This is a genomic window from Sphingobium fuliginis, from assembly GCF_004152845.1.
In the GTDB taxonomy this organism is placed as follows: domain Bacteria; phylum Pseudomonadota; class Alphaproteobacteria; order Sphingomonadales; family Sphingomonadaceae; genus Sphingobium; species Sphingobium fuliginis.
Genome location: NZ_SEON01000002.1, coordinates 434,033 through 450,499, shown reverse-complemented (window position 1 = coordinate 450,499; position 16,467 = coordinate 434,033). Strand labels below are relative to the sequence as shown.

The 16,467-nt window shown below is 67.5% G+C and carries 16 protein-coding genes; 5 read left to right on the top strand and 11 right to left on the bottom strand.

What is annotated here, in order from left to right; all coding sequences use genetic code 11:
• Window positions 1-95 precede the first annotated feature (95 nt).
• Window positions 96-2,780: a TonB-dependent receptor gene (locus EWH10_RS07050; protein WP_044661499.1), complete on the bottom strand. Its 2,685-nt coding sequence runs from the start codon at window positions 2,778-2,780 to the stop codon at window positions 96-98.
• A 229-nt stretch (window positions 2,781-3,009) separates the two neighbouring features.
• On the opposite strand from EWH10_RS07050, the gene pip reads away from it, so the two are divergent.
• Window positions 3,010-3,963, top strand: a complete 954-nt coding sequence (pip, locus tag EWH10_RS07045; RefSeq protein ID WP_044661500.1) for a prolyl aminopeptidase — start codon at window positions 3,010-3,012, stop codon at window positions 3,961-3,963.
• A gap of 2 nt (window positions 3,964-3,965) precedes the next feature.
• The gene (locus EWH10_RS07040) at window positions 3,966-4,292 is read left to right on the top strand and encodes a hypothetical protein (protein WP_044661501.1); all 327 of its coding nucleotides are present in this window, start codon (window positions 3,966-3,968) and stop codon (window positions 4,290-4,292) included.
• A 48-nt stretch (window positions 4,293-4,340) separates the two neighbouring features.
• Here the strand turns inward: EWH10_RS07040 and EWH10_RS07035 are convergent, their stop codons facing one another.
• Window positions 4,341-6,128 carry an ABC transporter transmembrane domain-containing protein gene (locus tag EWH10_RS07035; protein WP_044661502.1) on the bottom strand — a complete coding sequence of 596 codons (1,788 nt, stop codon included), beginning with the start codon at window positions 6,126-6,128 and terminating at the stop codon, window positions 4,341-4,343.
• 67 nt (window positions 6,129-6,195) lie between these two features.
• Window positions 6,196-7,482 carry a class I SAM-dependent methyltransferase gene (locus tag EWH10_RS07030; protein WP_044661503.1) on the bottom strand — a complete coding sequence of 429 codons (1,287 nt, stop codon included), beginning with the start codon at window positions 7,480-7,482 and terminating at the stop codon, window positions 6,196-6,198.
• 95 nt (window positions 7,483-7,577) lie between these two features.
• On the opposite strand from EWH10_RS07030, the gene dgcA reads away from it, so the two are divergent.
• Complete coding sequence (gene dgcA / locus EWH10_RS07025; protein ID WP_044661504.1) at window positions 7,578-8,552, top strand: N-acetyl-D-Glu racemase DgcA; 975 nt, start codon at window positions 7,578-7,580, stop codon at window positions 8,550-8,552.
• A 41-nt stretch (window positions 8,553-8,593) separates the two neighbouring features.
• Here the strand turns inward: dgcA and EWH10_RS07020 are convergent, their stop codons facing one another.
• The 6 genes from EWH10_RS07020 to EWH10_RS22095 form a co-directional block, all read right to left on the bottom strand.
• Entirely contained in the window at window positions 8,594-8,980 is a 387-nt protein-coding gene (locus EWH10_RS07020) for a hypothetical protein (protein WP_044661505.1), read from the bottom strand.
• Between the two features lie 103 nt (window positions 8,981-9,083).
• Window positions 9,084-10,262, bottom strand: a complete 1,179-nt coding sequence (locus EWH10_RS07015) for a mechanosensitive ion channel family protein (RefSeq protein ID WP_044661506.1) — start codon at window positions 10,260-10,262, stop codon at window positions 9,084-9,086.
• A gap of 27 nt (window positions 10,263-10,289) precedes the next feature.
• Window positions 10,290-11,297, bottom strand: a complete 1,008-nt coding sequence (locus EWH10_RS07010; RefSeq protein WP_044661507.1) for a DNA topoisomerase IB — start codon at window positions 11,295-11,297, stop codon at window positions 10,290-10,292.
• Between the two features lie 89 nt (window positions 11,298-11,386).
• A complete protein-coding gene (locus EWH10_RS07005; protein ID WP_044661508.1) occupies window positions 11,387-12,082 on the bottom strand; it encodes a hypothetical protein in 696 nt (231 codons plus the stop codon).
• The gene (locus EWH10_RS07000) at window positions 12,079-13,440 is read right to left on the bottom strand and encodes a putative O-glycosylation ligase, exosortase A system-associated (RefSeq protein ID WP_044661509.1); all 1,362 of its coding nucleotides are present in this window, start codon (window positions 13,438-13,440) and stop codon (window positions 12,079-12,081) included. Before EWH10_RS07000 ends, EWH10_RS07005 begins: the two co-directional genes overlap by 4 nt.
• Complete coding sequence (locus EWH10_RS22095) at window positions 13,433-13,561, bottom strand: hypothetical protein (RefSeq protein ID WP_255308758.1); 129 nt, start codon at window positions 13,559-13,561, stop codon at window positions 13,433-13,435. The genes EWH10_RS07000 and EWH10_RS22095 overlap by 8 nt, the downstream gene beginning before the upstream one ends.
• Window positions 13,562-13,740: 179 nt before the next feature.
• On the opposite strand from EWH10_RS22095, the gene EWH10_RS06995 reads away from it, so the two are divergent.
• Window positions 13,741-14,967: a TIGR04063 family PEP-CTERM/XrtA system glycosyltransferase gene (locus tag EWH10_RS06995; RefSeq protein ID WP_044661510.1), complete on the top strand. Its 1,227-nt coding sequence runs from the start codon at window positions 13,741-13,743 to the stop codon at window positions 14,965-14,967.
• A 5-nt stretch (window positions 14,968-14,972) separates the two neighbouring features.
• Window positions 14,973-15,830 (top strand): hypothetical protein, encoded by an 858-nt coding sequence (locus EWH10_RS06990; protein ID WP_130029939.1) that lies wholly within the window; start codon window positions 14,973-14,975, stop codon window positions 15,828-15,830.
• Window positions 15,831-15,876: 46 nt separating this feature from the next.
• On the opposite strand, the gene EWH10_RS06985 is transcribed toward EWH10_RS06990, so the two are convergent.
• The gene (locus EWH10_RS06985; protein WP_044661512.1) at window positions 15,877-16,245 is read right to left on the bottom strand and encodes a hypothetical protein; all 369 of its coding nucleotides are present in this window, start codon (window positions 16,243-16,245) and stop codon (window positions 15,877-15,879) included.
• Entirely contained in the window at window positions 16,242-16,427 is a 186-nt protein-coding gene (locus tag EWH10_RS21955) for a hypothetical protein (protein WP_025549299.1), read from the bottom strand. The genes EWH10_RS06985 and EWH10_RS21955 overlap by 4 nt, the downstream gene beginning before the upstream one ends.
• Window positions 16,428-16,467: the final 40 nt, after the last annotated feature.

Below are 16,467 nucleotides of genomic sequence, written 5' to 3'. Positions count from 1 at the left end.
GGGGCTATATCCTGATCGTCATGAACGGTGCTTCGACCGCCTGTTCTGCGTCTGCCGAAGCGTCATTCCGACCCATCGCGCGTCGCCATCAATCGTCAGAAGAACAGCTTGCGGAAGCTGATCGTCACCGCGCGCCCCAGCGGGTCCAGATAACCCGGCTGGTACCGGACCGGCGTGGTCCCGTTCGCATCGGTCACGCTGCGCCGCTGGTTGAAGAGATTGTCGATGCCGATCGATATGCGCGCCCCGCGCAGGAATGGATGGTTCTTCACCAGCGAAGGCATCTGCCCCAGATTGGCGAACAGGCGCAGGTCCACCGTCGCCAGGCTGCCGAAGTCCAGCCGCGACGCGCCGCCTGCCGTGCCGTTCAGGGCGCCGTCGACATGGGTGCCGCTCTCCCAATCCACGCTCAACCGCGCGCCGAGGCCGTTATTGGTATAGCCCATCCGTGCATTCAGCTCATGCCGCGGCTGGCCGCCCGACGATCCCGTGGCGTCGCCGTTCAGCAGGTCCAGTTCCGGCACGCCGGGCGCGATCAGGATGCTCTCCGTGAAATGCCAGCTGTGATAGAGGCTGAAGCTGAGCCGGCCGCCGCCCCCGCCGCCACGGCCGCCGCCGAAACCTCCCGGCCCGCCAAAGCCGCCGCCGGGACCGCGCGGACCTCCGCCAAAGCCTCCGTCCGAGCCGCCCCGACTGCCTTCGCCTGGCCGCTCGCCGCCATCCTGTCCTTGAGGGGGCTGTCCGCCCTGGCCGCCGCCCGGCCCGCGATTGCCGAACAGGCTGCGCAGGTCCTGCAGCTCCTTGGGCCGCTCCTCAGGCCTGGCGCCGGCGGCACGCCAGGCTTCCACCACCTTCTGGATGTGCGATTTCAGCGGAATGGAAAGGTCGAAGCCCCAGCGGAGCTGCTCGCTCCGCGATCGCAGATAATTGATCGGCCGCGCATCGACCTGCACCAGATTGCCGTCTTCGTCCCGCAGGAAGCGCTGGGGGAAGGCGTCCTCAATGGCGGGGCTCGGCGTCGGGAAGGCCGAGATCGGGTTGCTCGTCCGGCTGTTGGTGTAGGTCGCCGTCAGCGTAAGGTTGGGTTTGTCGAACGGCTTGATATTGGCGCTGAGGCGGAACTGGTCGCGCACGCTCTCCTTGAGGGCGGCATTGCCTCCGCTCAGTTGCGTCACGAAGACGGTCTGCCCGGTCGCATAGTCGAACACCGACACATTGGGCGTGGACACCAGCGGATCGGTGATCTGCGTGCCCGTGGGCGCGGCGCGATCCTGGTTGGCCGACATCAGCAACTGCACGGCGGGCACCGGCCGCCAGCGCATGCCGTACCCCAGGGTCGAAAGCGTGCCGAAGTCGGAATAATGCTGCGCCGCCGCGTTCACATTGACGCCGATGTCGCCCACCGCGGCCAGCACGCCCTTCGACCGGCTGGTGATCGGCAGGTCGACGCTGATCTGCCCGCTGCCGATTTCCCGGCTGTAGCTGTTGTCGCGATCCTCGCCCGAACGGATCGGCCAGCTAACGAAGCCATTGGCCGATCCGCCCACGCGCACCGCGGTCGTCACCGCGCCGGCCGGCAGGTCGAACAGCGGACCCGACAGCAGCAGGTCGCCCTGCACCGCCTTCGATTCCGCCTCCGCCCGGTCGATCACCCGCGTCGACAGCAGGTCGGACGAAAAGCCGCCGAACGGGTCCGCGCCTGCATCGATCGCGCTCTGGATCGCTCCGGTCGCAAACCCCCGGTCGGTCGAAGTCCGGGTGTTCGAATAATCGCCATTGCCGGTGAACGACCATTGCCAGCCGCCGCCCAGCAGGCCGTTCAGCGTCACGCCGACATGGCCGGTCGTGCCCTTGATCTGCTGTCCCAACTCGCCCGTCTGGCGCAGATAGCGATAGAAGCTCGTCGGCGTGGCGAAGGGCGAGAAGGGGTTGCCGGCGGGCAGGTCGAACGCGGCTGCCTGAAACCCTTGCAGGCTGTCATTGTCGGACAGTTCCAGCCGCCCGTTGACGGTCATGGACACCTTGCCCAGGGCGCGGGCCAGCGTCGCATTGGCGGCGAAGCTCTCCGTCGCCGGGCTGAGCGTGCGATGATGGGCCAACTCGCCGCCGGTCATGCCATTCCCGCCCACCAGAAAGGCGTCGATGCCCGATTGCCGGTTGGCCTGCTCACCCTGCACGGTCGGCACCACGCCGCGCTCGCTCTCCAGCAGGGATGCGGCGGTCTTGTACTGCAGGTTGAGGGTGAAGCGATTATCGCCCCGGATGCGCAGCAGCCCGCCTTCCGCCGAGCCGTTCTCCCGCCCGCCCTGCGTCGTTGTGCCCGCGCGCAGGTCCACCGTTTCGGCGCGGAACCGCTGGCGCAGCACGATGTTCACCACCTTCTGCGTCGGCGCATAGCCATAGCTGAGCGCCACCTGTTCGGGCAGGATGTCGACCCGCGCCACCGCTTCGGACGGGATGTCCTGAATTTCCGAAAAGCTGGAGATCCGCTTGCCGTTCAGCAGGATCACCGGCGTCCCATTGGTCTGAGGCGACAGTTCGGAGATCATTTCGGATATGGACGTGACGCCCAGGGCGCGGACATCGGCGGGGGAAAGCTGCTGCTCCGGCTTGACATTGCCGACCACCGCGCCGCGTTCAGGCTGGCCGGTGACGACGATCTCATCGGCATCATCCATCTGCCCGGCCGGGCCCCTCGGCTCCTCGGTCTGCGCCATCAGCGCGCCCGGCGCCGCACTCATCATCAACGGAAACAGAAGACAGGCAAAGGAACGGCGCACTGTTTACCCCTTAGGATCAAACCCTGAATGCCCTCCCTCTAGGGGGAAGTTGTCGCAAGACTCTGGCAATGCCCATAAAGATTTGTCGCAAAATGTAATCCGGCATCGTGCCGCCCGGGTCGGGCCGCATCGCAAAAGACCCTGGCGGCGGGACTGCGACCTGCCATGCCGGAAGGGGATCGCGCGTCTGCCGATTGCATTGCCCGCCAGACTTTCTACACCTTTGCGCATGCGCACGCTCTATCCCGCCATCGAACCCTTCGCTTCCGGACATCTCGACATGGGGGATGGCCACCGCGTCTATTGGGAGCGGGCCGGGACGCCGGGCGCCAAGCCGGCCGTCTTCCTGCATGGCGGGCCGGGCGGCGGCATATCGCCCGACCACCGCCGCCTGTTCGATCCGGAACGCTACGACGTCCTCCTCTTCGACCAGCGCGGCTGCGGTCGCTCGACGCCCCATGCGGAGCTGGAGGCGAATACGAGCTGGCACCTGGTCGCGGACATCGAACGCCTGCGGCAGATGATGGGCGTCGACCGATGGCTGGTCTTCGGCGGAAGCTGGGGATCCACGCTGGCGCTGGCCTATGCCCAGACCCATGCCGACCGCGTGACCGAACTGGTGCTGCGCGGCATCTTCACCATCCGCAAGCAGGAGATCGACTGGTATTATCAGCAGGGCGCCAGCCGCATCTATCCGGACAAATGGGAACGTTTCGTCGCGCCCATTCCGGAGGCGGAGCGTGGCGACCTGCTCCACGCCTATCGCCGGATCCTGACCGGCGACGATCGCACGCGGCAGATCGCCGCGGCCAAGGCCTGGAGCGTCTGGGAGGGCGAGACCATCCGCCTGCTGCCCGACGAAGCGCTGTCCGCCACGCATGAGGCCGATGATTTCGCGCTCGCCTTCGCGCGGATCGAAAATCATTACTTCGTCCATGGCGGCTGGCTGGAGGAGGGGCAGCTCATCCGCGACGCCGGGAAACTGGCGGGCATCCCCGGCGTCATCGTGCAGGGCCGCTATGACATGGCCTGCCCCGCAGAAACCGCCTGGGCGCTGCACAGGGCCTGGCCCGGGGCGCGCTTCGAGATGATCGAAGGGGCGGGCCATGCGTTCAACGAACCCGGCATATTGGACGCGCTCATCCGGGCGACGGACGGGTTTGCCGCCCAAGCGAAAGGATAAGCATGCGCATATGGATGGTGCTGGCGGGGGTCCTCACCCTGATGGGCTGTGGCGAGAGCAGCGACCGGATCACCGCGGTCGACCGCCGGGATACGCCCGAAACCGGCGCCGCGGCCGCCGTCGCGAAGCTTGACGAGGCCCAGCGCAACGGCGTGCTGGAACGCGCGGTGCGGGCGTCGGGCGCGGCTTGCCCGACCGTCATCCGGTCGGAGCGGACCGAGGTGCGGCCCGGCGTCAAGGGCTGGAAGGCCGCGTGCAATGACGGCACGGCGCATCTGATCGAAATTCAGGCCGACGGCACCGCCAACGTCACCAGCCGCACCCACTGACCGTCGGCTTGGCGCATGTCCCGGTGCGAGGCATGGCGGCCCATGCCGTCAGCCTGCGGCGACATCCTGAAACTGGAGGTTGGCCAGCCGCGCATAGAGGCCCTTCTGCCGCATCAGCGTGGCATGGTCGCCCTGTTCGACCAGCCGCCCTTCGTCCAGCACGAGGATGCGGTCGGCGGCCCTGACCGTGGCCAGCCGGTGGGCGATGACGATGGTGGTGCGGCCCTGCATCAGCCGGCCGAGGGCATCCTGCACCAGCCGTTCCGATTCGGCGTCGAGGGCGGAGGTCGCTTCGTCCAGCAGCAGGATCGGCGCATCGCGCAGAAGGGCGCGGGCGATGGACAGGCGCTGGCGCTGGCCGCCCGAAAGGCGCGCGCCGCCTTCGCCCAGAAAGCTGTCAAGGCCCTGCGGCAGGGCGCGCAGGAAACCCTCCGCATTGGCGGCGCGGGCTGCGGCCCAGATCTGCTCGTCGCTGGCGTCCCATCGCCCGTAGCGAAGATTGTCGCGCGCGGAGGCGGCGAAGATGATGCTTTCCTGCGGCACCATGGCCATCATGCCGCGCACCTCGGCCGGATCGGCCTCGGGCAGGGGCACGTCGTTCAGGCGGATCACGCCCGAATCCGGATCGTAGAAGCGCAGCGCCAGCTGGATCAGGGTGGACTTCCCCGCGCCGGAAGGGCCGACGATGGCGACCGTTTCGCCCGGCGCGATGTCGACGGAAATGCCATGCAGGGCCGCCTGGTCGGGCCGTGTGGGATAGCGGAAATGCACGTCCTCGAACTGGAGATGCGCGCCATGCTCGGTTCGCGGCACCGGGACGGGACGGGGCGGCGGGGTTATCTGCGGTACGGCGCTCATCAGTTCATGCAGCCGTCCGGCGGCGCCCGCTCCGCGCAGCAGGTCGCCCCAGGTCTCCGACAACGCGCCGAACGCGCCTGCGACAAGCCCGCCGGTCAGCACGAAGGCGGCGATGCTGCCGCCCGACAGGCGTCCGGCGGCGACGTCCAGCGCGCCCTGCCACATGACCGCCGTGATCGATCCGAAGACCAGTGCGATGACGATGGCGGTCATCGCCGCGCGCAGGGCGATCCGGCGGCGCGCCGTGGCGAAACCCGCCTCGACCGTGCTGTCGAATCGCGCCGCTTCCCGTCCTTCCTGACCGAAGGCCTGCACGATCTTCATCGCGCCCAGCGTTTCCGACGTGACGCTGCCGACATCGGCCAGCCGGTCCTGGCTTGCCCGCGACAGGGCGCGCACGCGGCGGCCAAGGCCGATGATCGCCACCAATATGACCGGAATGCCCAGCAGCAGCAGCCCGGCAAGCTTGGGCGCCAGCGCGAAAAGATAGATGAGGCCGCCGGTGCCCGTTACCACATTGCGCAGCGCGATCGACACGGTCGATCCCACCACCTGGTCGATGATGGCCGTGTCGGCGGTCATGCGCGACGCGATTTCGGAGGGGCGGTTTTCCTCGAAGAAGCGGGGTTCCTGCCGCAGCAGATTGGCCTGGGTGGCCGACCGGATGTCAGCGACGACGCGCTCCCCCAGCCAGGACACGAAATAGAAGCGGGCGGCCGTCGCCAATGCCAGGACCACCACGATCAGGAACAGATATTCGAACCAGCGGCTGATGTCGCCGCCGCCCATGAAGCCGCGGTCGATGACCAGCCGGAACCCGCTGGGAATCGCCAGCGTCGCGGCGGACGAGATCAGCAGCGCGGCGAGCGCCCCGGCGATGCGGCCCGGATAGCGGCTGGCGAAGCGCCAGATCATCGCCAGGCTGCCGAGTGGGGGGCGCGCCTTGTCGCGCGGCGATGGTTGGTCCACATCCTCCATGGCGCCGCGCTCTAAAGGGATTTTGCGTGAAAGGGAACATTTCCCGGTTCCGAAATCCGACCGGGCGCTAACCGGCGGGCGCGATCTCCGCCGCCAGCGCCATGATGCGCTGCGGTCCGGCACGGCCGGTCAGGGCATAGGCCATGTCGCCCGCTTCCCAATAAGCGATGACGTCATCGGCGCGCCGCGCGAGCAGCGGCCTCGCCTCCGCCGGGGTTTCGGCCCGGTCCGCGAAGAAGGAGAGCTGCTCGCCCTCCGGCGTGGTGATCGACACGGCGACGGCGGGGCTGTCCGGCGTCGGGTAAAGCTGCACGTCATGGATGCGCCACTGGGCCGGCAGCGGCGGCAGGACGATGCCGGTCGAACGCTGTATCTCGCCGGGGTTGAGCGTGGCGCTCTCCACCTGGGACGCCATGCTCTGGCGCAGCAGCCCGGTGCGGTGCGATGCGGCGGCTTCGTCCAGGAAGGTGGTGGCCTGCGCCGCCTGCGGAAATTCGCCCAGCTCGCCCCGCGCGATCCAGCCGGTGGCGACCAGCGCGGCGATGCCCGCCGCCCGGCCGAGATGGCGCCATGCCCGGCCATGATCATTGTCATTGGCGACGGGGATCGATGTGTCGCGGCGGCGGCCCACCAGCGTGCCCTTGGTCCCGTCATGCTTCAGGCGGAAGTCGATATGCGGCCAGCGCTTGCGCCAGCGCCGGGCGACAATCCGCTCGCCGGGACGGGCCGCGTCGTCCAGCAGCACGACCGCGCCCGGAGACAGGCGCGCGAACAGGTTGTCCGCCGCGCCGCGCACCATCGGATGCACCGCCCAGGGCGGCCCGTCGATGATCAGCAGGTCGATGCTGTCGGGCAGGCTGTCGATGTCGTACCAGCGGCCCGGCCAGTCCTCGCTTTCCGCAACCAGCGGCGCGTGGCGCAGATCGGCCGTAAGCCCATGGTCGGCCAGCCAGTTGCGGGTCGCCTGCACGAAGCCGTCATGCTGGTCGAAGCTGGTCAGCCGCCCCCCGCCGTGCAGCGCCAAAGCGCGCGCGGCGATCAGCGTCGATGCGCCTGCCCCCAGTTCCACCACATGGGCGGGCCGCAGCCGGGCGATTTCCCGCACGATATGGCGCAGGAAACCGACATCGGCCTTCCAGCTCCCCAGATGCGGCAGGGCGTCATGGGGCAGGCCAAGCTCGTCGAGCAGCGCGCGCTTGTCCGCCTTGCGCCCGCCCGACAGGCTGGCCAGCAGCCAGGGCCAGGTGATCGCGCCGAAGCCGACGCGCCAGATCATGTCGGACAGGCGGCGCCGGGCCGCCACGGCATCGGCTTCGCTGAGGGACAGGAAACCGGTCAATTCTCTGGAGGTCACGGGTGCGCCTATCCTTTATCTGCGGGTCGAGACTGGTTATGCGGCGGGATAGCCGGTTCGCTTGGACCCGTATATCGCCAGCACAGGGAACGCCGATGACACGCATCATATCCGCGACTGTTGAACGTTGGCCGGTCGCGGGGGCCTTCATCATCAGCCGGGGCGCGAAGACGTCGGTGGATGTCGTGGTCTGCACGGTGGGCGATGGCGCGCATGTCGGGCGGGGCGAGGGCACGGCGATCTATTATGAGGGCGAGACGGCGGAAGGCTGCGCGGCGGCGATCGACGCCTATGCCGGGCCGCTGGAGCGGGAGGCGCTGCTGAGCGCCATGCCGCGCGGGGCCGCCCGCAACGCGCTGGACTGCGCGCTCTGGGACCTGGAGGCGAAGCGCGCCGGGGTGCCGGTGTGGAAGCTGGCGGGGCTGGAGGAGCCCAGGCCCCTGCCCACCGCCTTCACCATCAGCCTGGGCGATCCGGAGAAGATGGAGGCGGATGCGCGGGCAGCGGCGGGGCGCGGCTTCGGCCTGCTCAAATGCAAGCTGACCGGGGATGGCGACCGGGCGAGGATCGCGGCGGTGCGGGCGGGCGCGCCGGACGTCCGGCTGATCGTCGACGCCAATGAAAGCTGGCACGATCTGGACATTGTGGCGGAGGCGCAGGCGCTGGCGGAACTGGGCGTGGAGATGGTCGAACAGCCGGTCTTCCACGGCAGGGAAGAGCGGCTGGCGGGGATCAGGTCGCCGTTGCCGCTCTGCGCGGACGAGAGCTGTCATACGCGGGCCGATCTCGACCGGCTGGCGGATTTCGACGCAGTGAACATCAAGCTCGACAAGGCGGGTGGGCTGACCGAGGCGCTGGCCCTGTCGCGAGAGGCGCGGGCGCGGGGATTCCGCGTGATGGTCGGCTGCATGCTGGGCACGTCGCTGGGCATGGCTCCGGCCGCGCTGGTGGCGCAGGGGGCGGACTGGATCGATCTGGATGGCGCGCTGCTGCTGGCGAAGGATCGGGAAGGGGGGCTGGAACTGCGCGACGGGCTGCTGCTGCCTGGCGGGCTATGGGGCTTGGATTAAGTTATCTCCCAGCATGACGAAGGAGGAGAGGGGGGCGACCCTCAATATCCTAGCGTCAATCCCACCGCATAATATTTCGGCCCCACATTGGCCTTGGCGCGCAGCTTGGGGATCAGCGGCATGGCGAGCGTCGCATAGGGCCGCATATTGTCGCCGCTGAAGCGCACGCCCGCGCCGATGGTGGCGGAAGCGGGGAGGGTGTAGGTCGCCTCGACGCGCCCATAGAGCTTCGTGTCGCCATCGCGCAGATAGACGCCGCCGCCCGGCGTCAGGCTGAAGCCGGCAATATCCATCGCATAGCCGGCGCCGATTTCCGTGCCCCAATGCCCGTCCGCGCGTCCGTAATTCACCTCGGCCCCGATCCCTTCGGCATGGGCGGCAGGGGTGAAGGCGAGCGCAGCGGCGGCCAGCAAATAACAGGTTTTCATGGCTGTTCCGAAATGTCCGTTCGTCATTGCACCCGCCTGACTCCGGCCGATGCGCCGGGCAAGCGGGAGCAGGCAAGGCGAGTCCGATATGCGGTCAGGCGAGTCAGGCGGGGGCGCTGCCCCCCGGCTGGTCCACGCGCACCACGGGCTGCACCTCCGGATAGGGCATGATCGCCCGGCCGTCGGGCGCGGCGGTAAAGCTGGTCTGCGTTGGATAGGCGAATTCGATCCCCTCCGCATTGAAGCGCTTCCAGATGGCCAGGCCCACGCGGTGCCGCGAAAGGAAATAATCATGGGTGTCGGGGTCGGGCACGTCGAAATTGAGCTGATAGTCGAGCGAACTGGCGCCGAAGCTGACCAGCCCCGCATTGACGAAGATATGCCCCTCCGCCTCCACGATCTCCTTCAGCATGGCGGGGATGGCGTCGGCCTTGTCCTCCGGCGTCTGGTAGATGATGCCGATGGCGAAGGTCACGCGCCGCTGCGCCAGCGTCTGCAGGCTGGTGATCTCCTTCTGGAGGAGGTTGGCGTTGGAGATCACCTTCTTCTCGCCGCTCATCGCGCGCAGATGCGTGCTCTTAAGGCCGATGCGCTCCACCCGGGCGGTGGTCTGGTCATAGGTGATGACCTCGCCCTGCCGGAAGGGTTTGTCGAAGATGATCGACAAGGCGGCGAACAGGTCGGAGAAGATGCCCTGCGCCGCAAGGCCGATGGCGATGCCGCCGATGCCCAGGCCCGCGACCAGGCCGGTGACATTCACCCCCAGATTGTCCAGCACGACGATCAGCGCGATGGCGAACAGAGCGAAGGTCACGAGTACGCGGATCAGGCCCATGGCGTTGGCCAGGCTCTGGCTCTCGTCCGCCGAGGTGCGCCGTTCCACCAGACCCAATATGATTTCCCGCGCCCAGATGGCGCATTGGAAGACGGCGGCGATGGTGAAGAGGAAGACGACGGTCTTCAGCACCATCTCCGGCGGCCGGGCATAGCTCACCACCAGCCGCGCGGCGACCATCGCCATGAAGAAATGGGTGGTGCGGGCAAAGGCGCGGCCGGCGACGTTGGCAAGGCCCAGAGTGTCGCCGGGATGCCCCTTCAACCGTCCGCCCACGCTGCGCAGCGCCGTCAAAAGGCTGTAGATGGCCACAGCCGCGCCGATGGCGATCAGGATCTGCAGATAGTGGAGCGAGAACCAGTGGACCGTCGACTGCCACATCTCGGCCAGATTGGGCGGGCGGACGTCGATCTGCGGCAGGGTGGCGGTATCTTTCTTGGCGGCCATGAATATCCTTGCGGTTCTGGATGCGGATCAGGCCGCCATCGGAAGGGCGGCCGTGCCGCCGGCATCCTCCAGAAAGGCGATCAGTCCGCGTTCGTAACGGGAAAGATAGCGGGTTGCGCGCGGCAGGCGAAGCCCCTGTCGCCATGCATCCTGTCCGTTGCGGCAAAGCTCGATCAGCGCGGGGTGGATATAGCTTTTGCGGCTGATCGCCGGGGTGTTGCCCAGCGCGGCGGCGACCGGCTCGATCATCTGCTTGAGCGACATGCTGCCCGCCGCCAGCGTTTCGAAGGCAATGACGGAGGCGCCCCAGGTGCGGAAATGCTTGGCGGTGAAATCGCCGCCCATGGCTTCGGCTATATAGGCGTTGACGTCGCCCGAGGTGATGGGCCGGGCGACGCCTTCCTCATCCAGATATTGGAACAGATGCTGTCCCGGCAGATCCTGTACGGCGCGAACGAAGCGGACGAGGCGGCGGTCGGTGACGGTCAGCTCATGCTCCCGCCCCGACTTGGCCCGGTAACGCAGGCGCAGCGCCTGTCCGCGCAGGTCGACATGGCGGCGGCGCAGCGTGGTCGCGCCGAAGCTCTTGTTCGCGGCGGCATATTGCTCGTTGCCGACGCGCACCTTCGCCAGGTCGAGCAGGCGCACGACGGCTGCCAGCGTCTTTTCCTTGCGCAGGCCGCGCCTGGACAGGTCGGCTTCGATCCGGGCGCGCAGCCTGGGCAGGGCGCGGCCGAAGGCGGGGCAGCCGGCATATTTCTCCGCCTCCCGCGCGGCGCGGAAATCGAGGTGATAGCGATATTGCTTGCGGCCCCGGTCGTCATAGCCGGTCGCCTGGATATGACCGTGCGGATGGGGACAGAACCAGCAGTCGCGATAGGCGGGCGGCATGGCGATGGCGTTCAGCCGGTCGATCTCTTCCCGGTCGGTGATGCGCGCGCCGCTGGCGTCGAAATAGGCCCATCCTCTTTTCATCGCCCGGCGCGTGATGCCCGGCAGGCTGTCATTGGCATGGACGAGGGAATCGGGCGGCATGGTTTTTCCTCAACCCGCCGTTCCTCGCTTCGTTCCGCAATGCGCGATAGGGGAATGGCTGGAAGTGGCCAATGACCGAAGCGCAACCCTCAATGAATCCGCATGAACCGCATGCCGCTGGGCAACCGCCAATGGAGCGGGTGACGGCGCATCACCGACAGATGGGCGAGCGTCAGCGTCAGGCAAAGGATCGCGGCGGGAATCGCCACGGACTGCGCCACCGGCAGCAGCAGGGCGATTGCCGTCGCGGCGGCCGATCCGCCCAGCGCCAGCAAAGTCGCGCCCGGCTCGCCATCGGGCCCGCGCAGCCAGAAGACGCATCCGCCGACGCCCAGCGCGAAGGCCATGGCGAAACGCGCCGCCTGTGCCGGTTCCGCCAGGCCGCAGCCGATCAGCAGCAGCAGGATCGCGCCCGCCAGACCCAGGCGCGGCATGCGGCCGAGCAGATGGGCGATGACCGGATAGATCAGCAATTCGCCCATGGCGACGGCGATGAGGATTGCGGTGGCGAGCCGGGCCTGCTCCGGTCCCGCGATCAGCGCCACGACCGCCGTCCCGGCCCAGGGCACCAGTCGCAACGGCGCCATGCGGATGTGGCTGATCCACCCCTGCAACCCCGCGCGGGTATCCCAGCGCCGGTCGGCCAGCCGCAACTGGAAGGCGGCGATGATGAACAGCGCTTCGGCGCCCCATGGCAGCAGCGCCGGCGCAATCAGCGGCGCGGCGAGCACCAGCCCCAGCAGCAGGCCGTGGGCCGCGCCCAATATCTTCAGTTCGCCCTTCATGCGGCGCTCCCTTGCGCGACGGGTGTTGCGGGAAATAACGGCTGGCGCGCGGCCAACTTGCGCTTCCGGGTCAAATAGGTGTCGAGGCCGATCTGCAACGACAGCATCATGAAGATGAAGGGCTGATAGGCGATGCCCACGAACAGCGATCCCACCATATAGATGACATGGCCCTGTTGCAGGGCGAGCGCGAAGGGCGACACCCAGGCTTCATCGCCTTCCCGGTTCCGGTACATGCGCCGGATCGCCTCCGTCCGGATGAAGCAGATGAGGTGCAGCAGCGCCCAGAGGAAGAAGCCGAAATAGCCCTGCTCGCCCAGCATCTCGAAATAGGCGCTGTGATAGGCGCGGCCATGGTCGGTGACGATGCGCTTTTCCATGCGCGATCCGGCGGCGTCGATCACCCGCTCCTGCATGACATAGGTGAACCTGTTCTGCAGATAATTGTCGAAACCGCCGCCGCCCGGATGCTCGCCCACATAGTCCAGCGTCCATTTCCACACGGCCAGCCGGGTGGAGGCGCTTTCGTCCTGGCTGTGATTCTCTATGGTCGACATGCGCTGCGTGAAGCTGGCCGGCAGGAAGGGGATGGTCGCCAGCGCCGCCAGCGCCATCAGCGGGCCGTAGATGAACCGCCGCTTCGACCGCATCAGCATCAGCCCCGCCAGCACGGCGATGCAGACAAGGCCCGTGCGCGCCTCCGTGCCGATGGGCATCAGAAGGCAGGCGAAACAGAGCGCATAGGCGAACAGCCTGACCCGCCAGTCGGGCGGAAAGACGGTGCCATGTTGCGACAGCCAGAGGATCAGCGGGATCAGCGAAATGGCGACGGTCGAAATGATGCTGCCTTCATAAAGGCCGCTATTGTTGTCGACCATCAGGTTCAGCACGCCATAGCCGCCCCCCGACAGCGCCGTCTTCATGCCCCCATTGATGATGATCGTGCTGGCGCAGAGCACCATGAACAGGGCCAGCGCCTCGATCCGCAGGCGGGTGCGCAGGGTGACGGGCAGGAAGATGGCGAACAGCATCGCCTTCCACACCCAAGCCCATTTGCTCGCGGCGTTGATCGGAAAGTCTGCCGTCGCCGTGGTATAGCCGCACCAGACTAACAACAGCAGCAGGATCGCCTGCCGCGCAGACAGTCGGCAATCCTTCTTGTCGTCCACCAGCAGCCACGCCCCCACCGCCAGTACGAAGGCGATGAAGGAGATGGGGATGCTGTTCAGCAGGAAATAGGAGAGCCGTTGGGGCGAAACGATGTCGATATAGGCATAGACCGCGATCAGCAGGAACGGCCTGCGGAAGCCCAGCAGGAAGAAAGCGCCGAGGAAGGCGACGAAGAACAGGTCACGCATCGCCGCTCTCCGCCTCCAGGCCGGAGGGAGGATCGCGATCCAGATCGGGCCGCGACAGCAGCCGCCAGGCCGCCAGCAGAATGACGCCATGGCTGATGAGAAGGGAAAGGGCGTCGATCATCGCGTGCTTGAGCTATCCGTCACTTCCAACATGCTCCTGCAAAGGCAGAAGCCCAGGCCGGACGGCAGGACTAGGCTTCTGCCTTCGCAGGAGCATGTTGTACTGAAGCCCGAACCCTCCCACCCCTAACCCAACAGAGTTGACGGCCCGTTAAACCTTTTTCGGCAAGACTCGTCGCCATGACACGGATTCTCCATGTGCTGGACCACAGCCTGCCCATGCATAGCGGATACACCTTCCGCACCCGCGCGATCCTGCGGGCGCAATTGGCGAAGGGCTGGGACGTGCGCGGCATCACCGGCCATCGCCATGCCGCGCCGGGGCCGCTGGAGGAGGTGGTCGACGGCCTGCATTTCCACCGCACGCCCGGCGAATCGACCGGCGGCCATCCGCTGCTGCGCGAATGGCGCGACATTTCCGCCCATGCCGACGCCATCGATATGCTGGTGCGCCAGTGGCGGCCCGACATCATCCACGCCCACTCGCCGGTGCTGAACGCGATCGCGGCGCAGAAGGTGGCGAAGCGGCACAATATCCCCATGATCTACGAGATCCGCGCTTTCTGGGAGGATGCGGCGGTCGGCAACGGCACCGGGACGGAGGGCAGTCCGCGCTACTGGCTGACACGGCAACTGGAAACCCATGCCGTCCGCGCAGCCGATGCGGTTGCCGTGATCTGCGAAGGCCTGCGCGGCGATCTGGTGGCGCGGGGAATCGACGCGGCCAAGATCATCGTCTCGCCCAATGGCGTCGACATGGACCAGTTCGGCACGCCCGTTCCCCGCGATCCTGCGCTGACCGCGCAACTGGGGCTGGAGGGCGCCGACGTTGTCGGCTTCATCGGCAGCTTCTACGATTATGAGGGGCTGGACGACCTGATCGCCGCCCTGCCGAAACTCGTGCGCGCCCGCCCGAAGGCGAAGCTGCTGCTGGTCGGCGGCGGCCCGTGCGAGCAGGCGTTGCGCGACCGGGCCATGGCCTCGCCCTTTGCCGACCATATCGTCTTCGTCGGCCGCGTGCCGCACGATCAGGTCGAGGATTATTATGCGCAGGTCGACATCCTCGCCTATCCGCGCAAGTCGATGCGCCTCACCGATCTGGTGACGCCGTTGAAGCCGCTGGAGGCGATGGCGCAGGGTCGGCTGGTCGCCGCGTCCAGCGTCGGCGGCCATCGCGAACTGATCGAACATGGCGTCACCGGCACGCTGTTCGCGCCTGACGATCCGCCCGCCCTTGCCGCCGCGCTGGCGGGGATGTTCGCGGATCGCGGCTTCTGGGAAGAGCGGCGCGCGGCGGCGCGCGCCTTTGTGGAGCGGGAGCGTAACTGGTCGTCAAACATTCTTCGCTACGAACCCGTCTATCGGCAATTGCTGGCGCGCCCTGAAGGGGCGCGTGCGGCGGCGTGAGAAGAATGCGTGGGCTGCTGAAGGCGCTTTCGGGCGCGCTCGGGGCCGGGCTGCTCCTCTTCTCGCTGCCCACAGGGCTGGTCGAAACGGTCGTGGCGTCGAGTGGCCTTAGCGAAGTCATCCCGGCCGCCGCGCCGCCGCTGGGGCTGAAGGCCCGTCTGCTGCTGGCGGGTTCCGGCGCGGCGATGGTCCTGGGCCTGATCTGGGCGGGACAAAGGGAAAAGCGCGTCGCTCTGCTGACGCATGACAAGCAAGGGCGCGGGAACGGCGCCGCAGGAGTGAGTGAAATGGGTTTTGCATTGTCGAAGCTGAACTGGCTGTCGCGTGACCGGAGCAGGTCGGGTCCGGCGCTGCGCCGTGCCGACGCCCATCCCGATGCCCCCGCGCGTCCGCCGATCTTCGCCAGCCGCGACTTTGGCGGCCTCGACATTTTCGCCCGCACCGCGCCCGGACGCGAAGATGGGGAGGCGGAAGCCGCTGTCGAGGCGCCCATCACCGCGCCGGGCAGCCTTTCCATTCCCGGCATGCCGGACAAGATGACGGAGGAAACGGCCTTCGCACGCCTGCAGCGCGCATTTTCGTCGGAGACCGTCGATGCCGACCCTCAGGAGATCGCGCAGCCGGCGCAGCCCGAGACCGCTCCCGCGCCTGCGCCCATCGAGCATCTTTCATTGGCGGAGCTGACCCAAAGGCTGGAACAGGGTCTTGCCCAGCGCAAGCGCATGGGCCGGCCGGCCTCCGTTCTGGCCGACATGCCGGTCGAAGCCGCCGTGCCCGTGCGCGATAAGGTGGAGCAGGGCGTCGATGAGGCCCTGCGCGCCGCTCTGGGGACTTTGCGGACCATGGCCGGCCGCGCCCGCTGAACCGGCAGGCGAGAGCGCGCTGACGGGCGCTCTCCCTTGATGGCTCTCACCAGTCCTCTATGGTGAGCGCCGACAATTCGACCCACTCGCCGCCCGGCACCGGACGGCGGCAGTCGATGCTGATGTCCGCGACGAAATGGCCGGACAGGCTCCATTCCGCTTCTTCGATTCCCTGGACAAAGGCTGCGCGCCGCTCGGCCGCATCGGGCCCGGCCAGGGTCAGCGCGACGACATGGCGCCGCCCCTGGAACAGCGCGCTCGCCCAGGGACGGCTGACGGCGCGTTCCACCATGACGGTTCCACCCGCCCGCGCGATCAGTTGCGACAGCAGACGGGGCAGGGGGTCGCGCGCTTTCGCCGCACCTTCATTTTGGAGCAGATTCCGGATGGGAGCGTTCACGTGGATGCTTGTCATTCGCCCATGCTCCTGCGATATGTGTTCATGAAATGTTCTACTCGCCTCTTCATTCTCATGCCGGGTTCGCGGCCCCTGCGCAGGTCGAAGACCAGCCGGGGATCGCGCACGCTCTCGCGGCCGAACCGGGTCGCGGGAATGCCGTTTTCCCGCAGAAATTTTTCGACCTCTCGCAACAGCATAGTCCCGCTTCTCCTCTGTCGATTCGATCCGCCTGCGCGA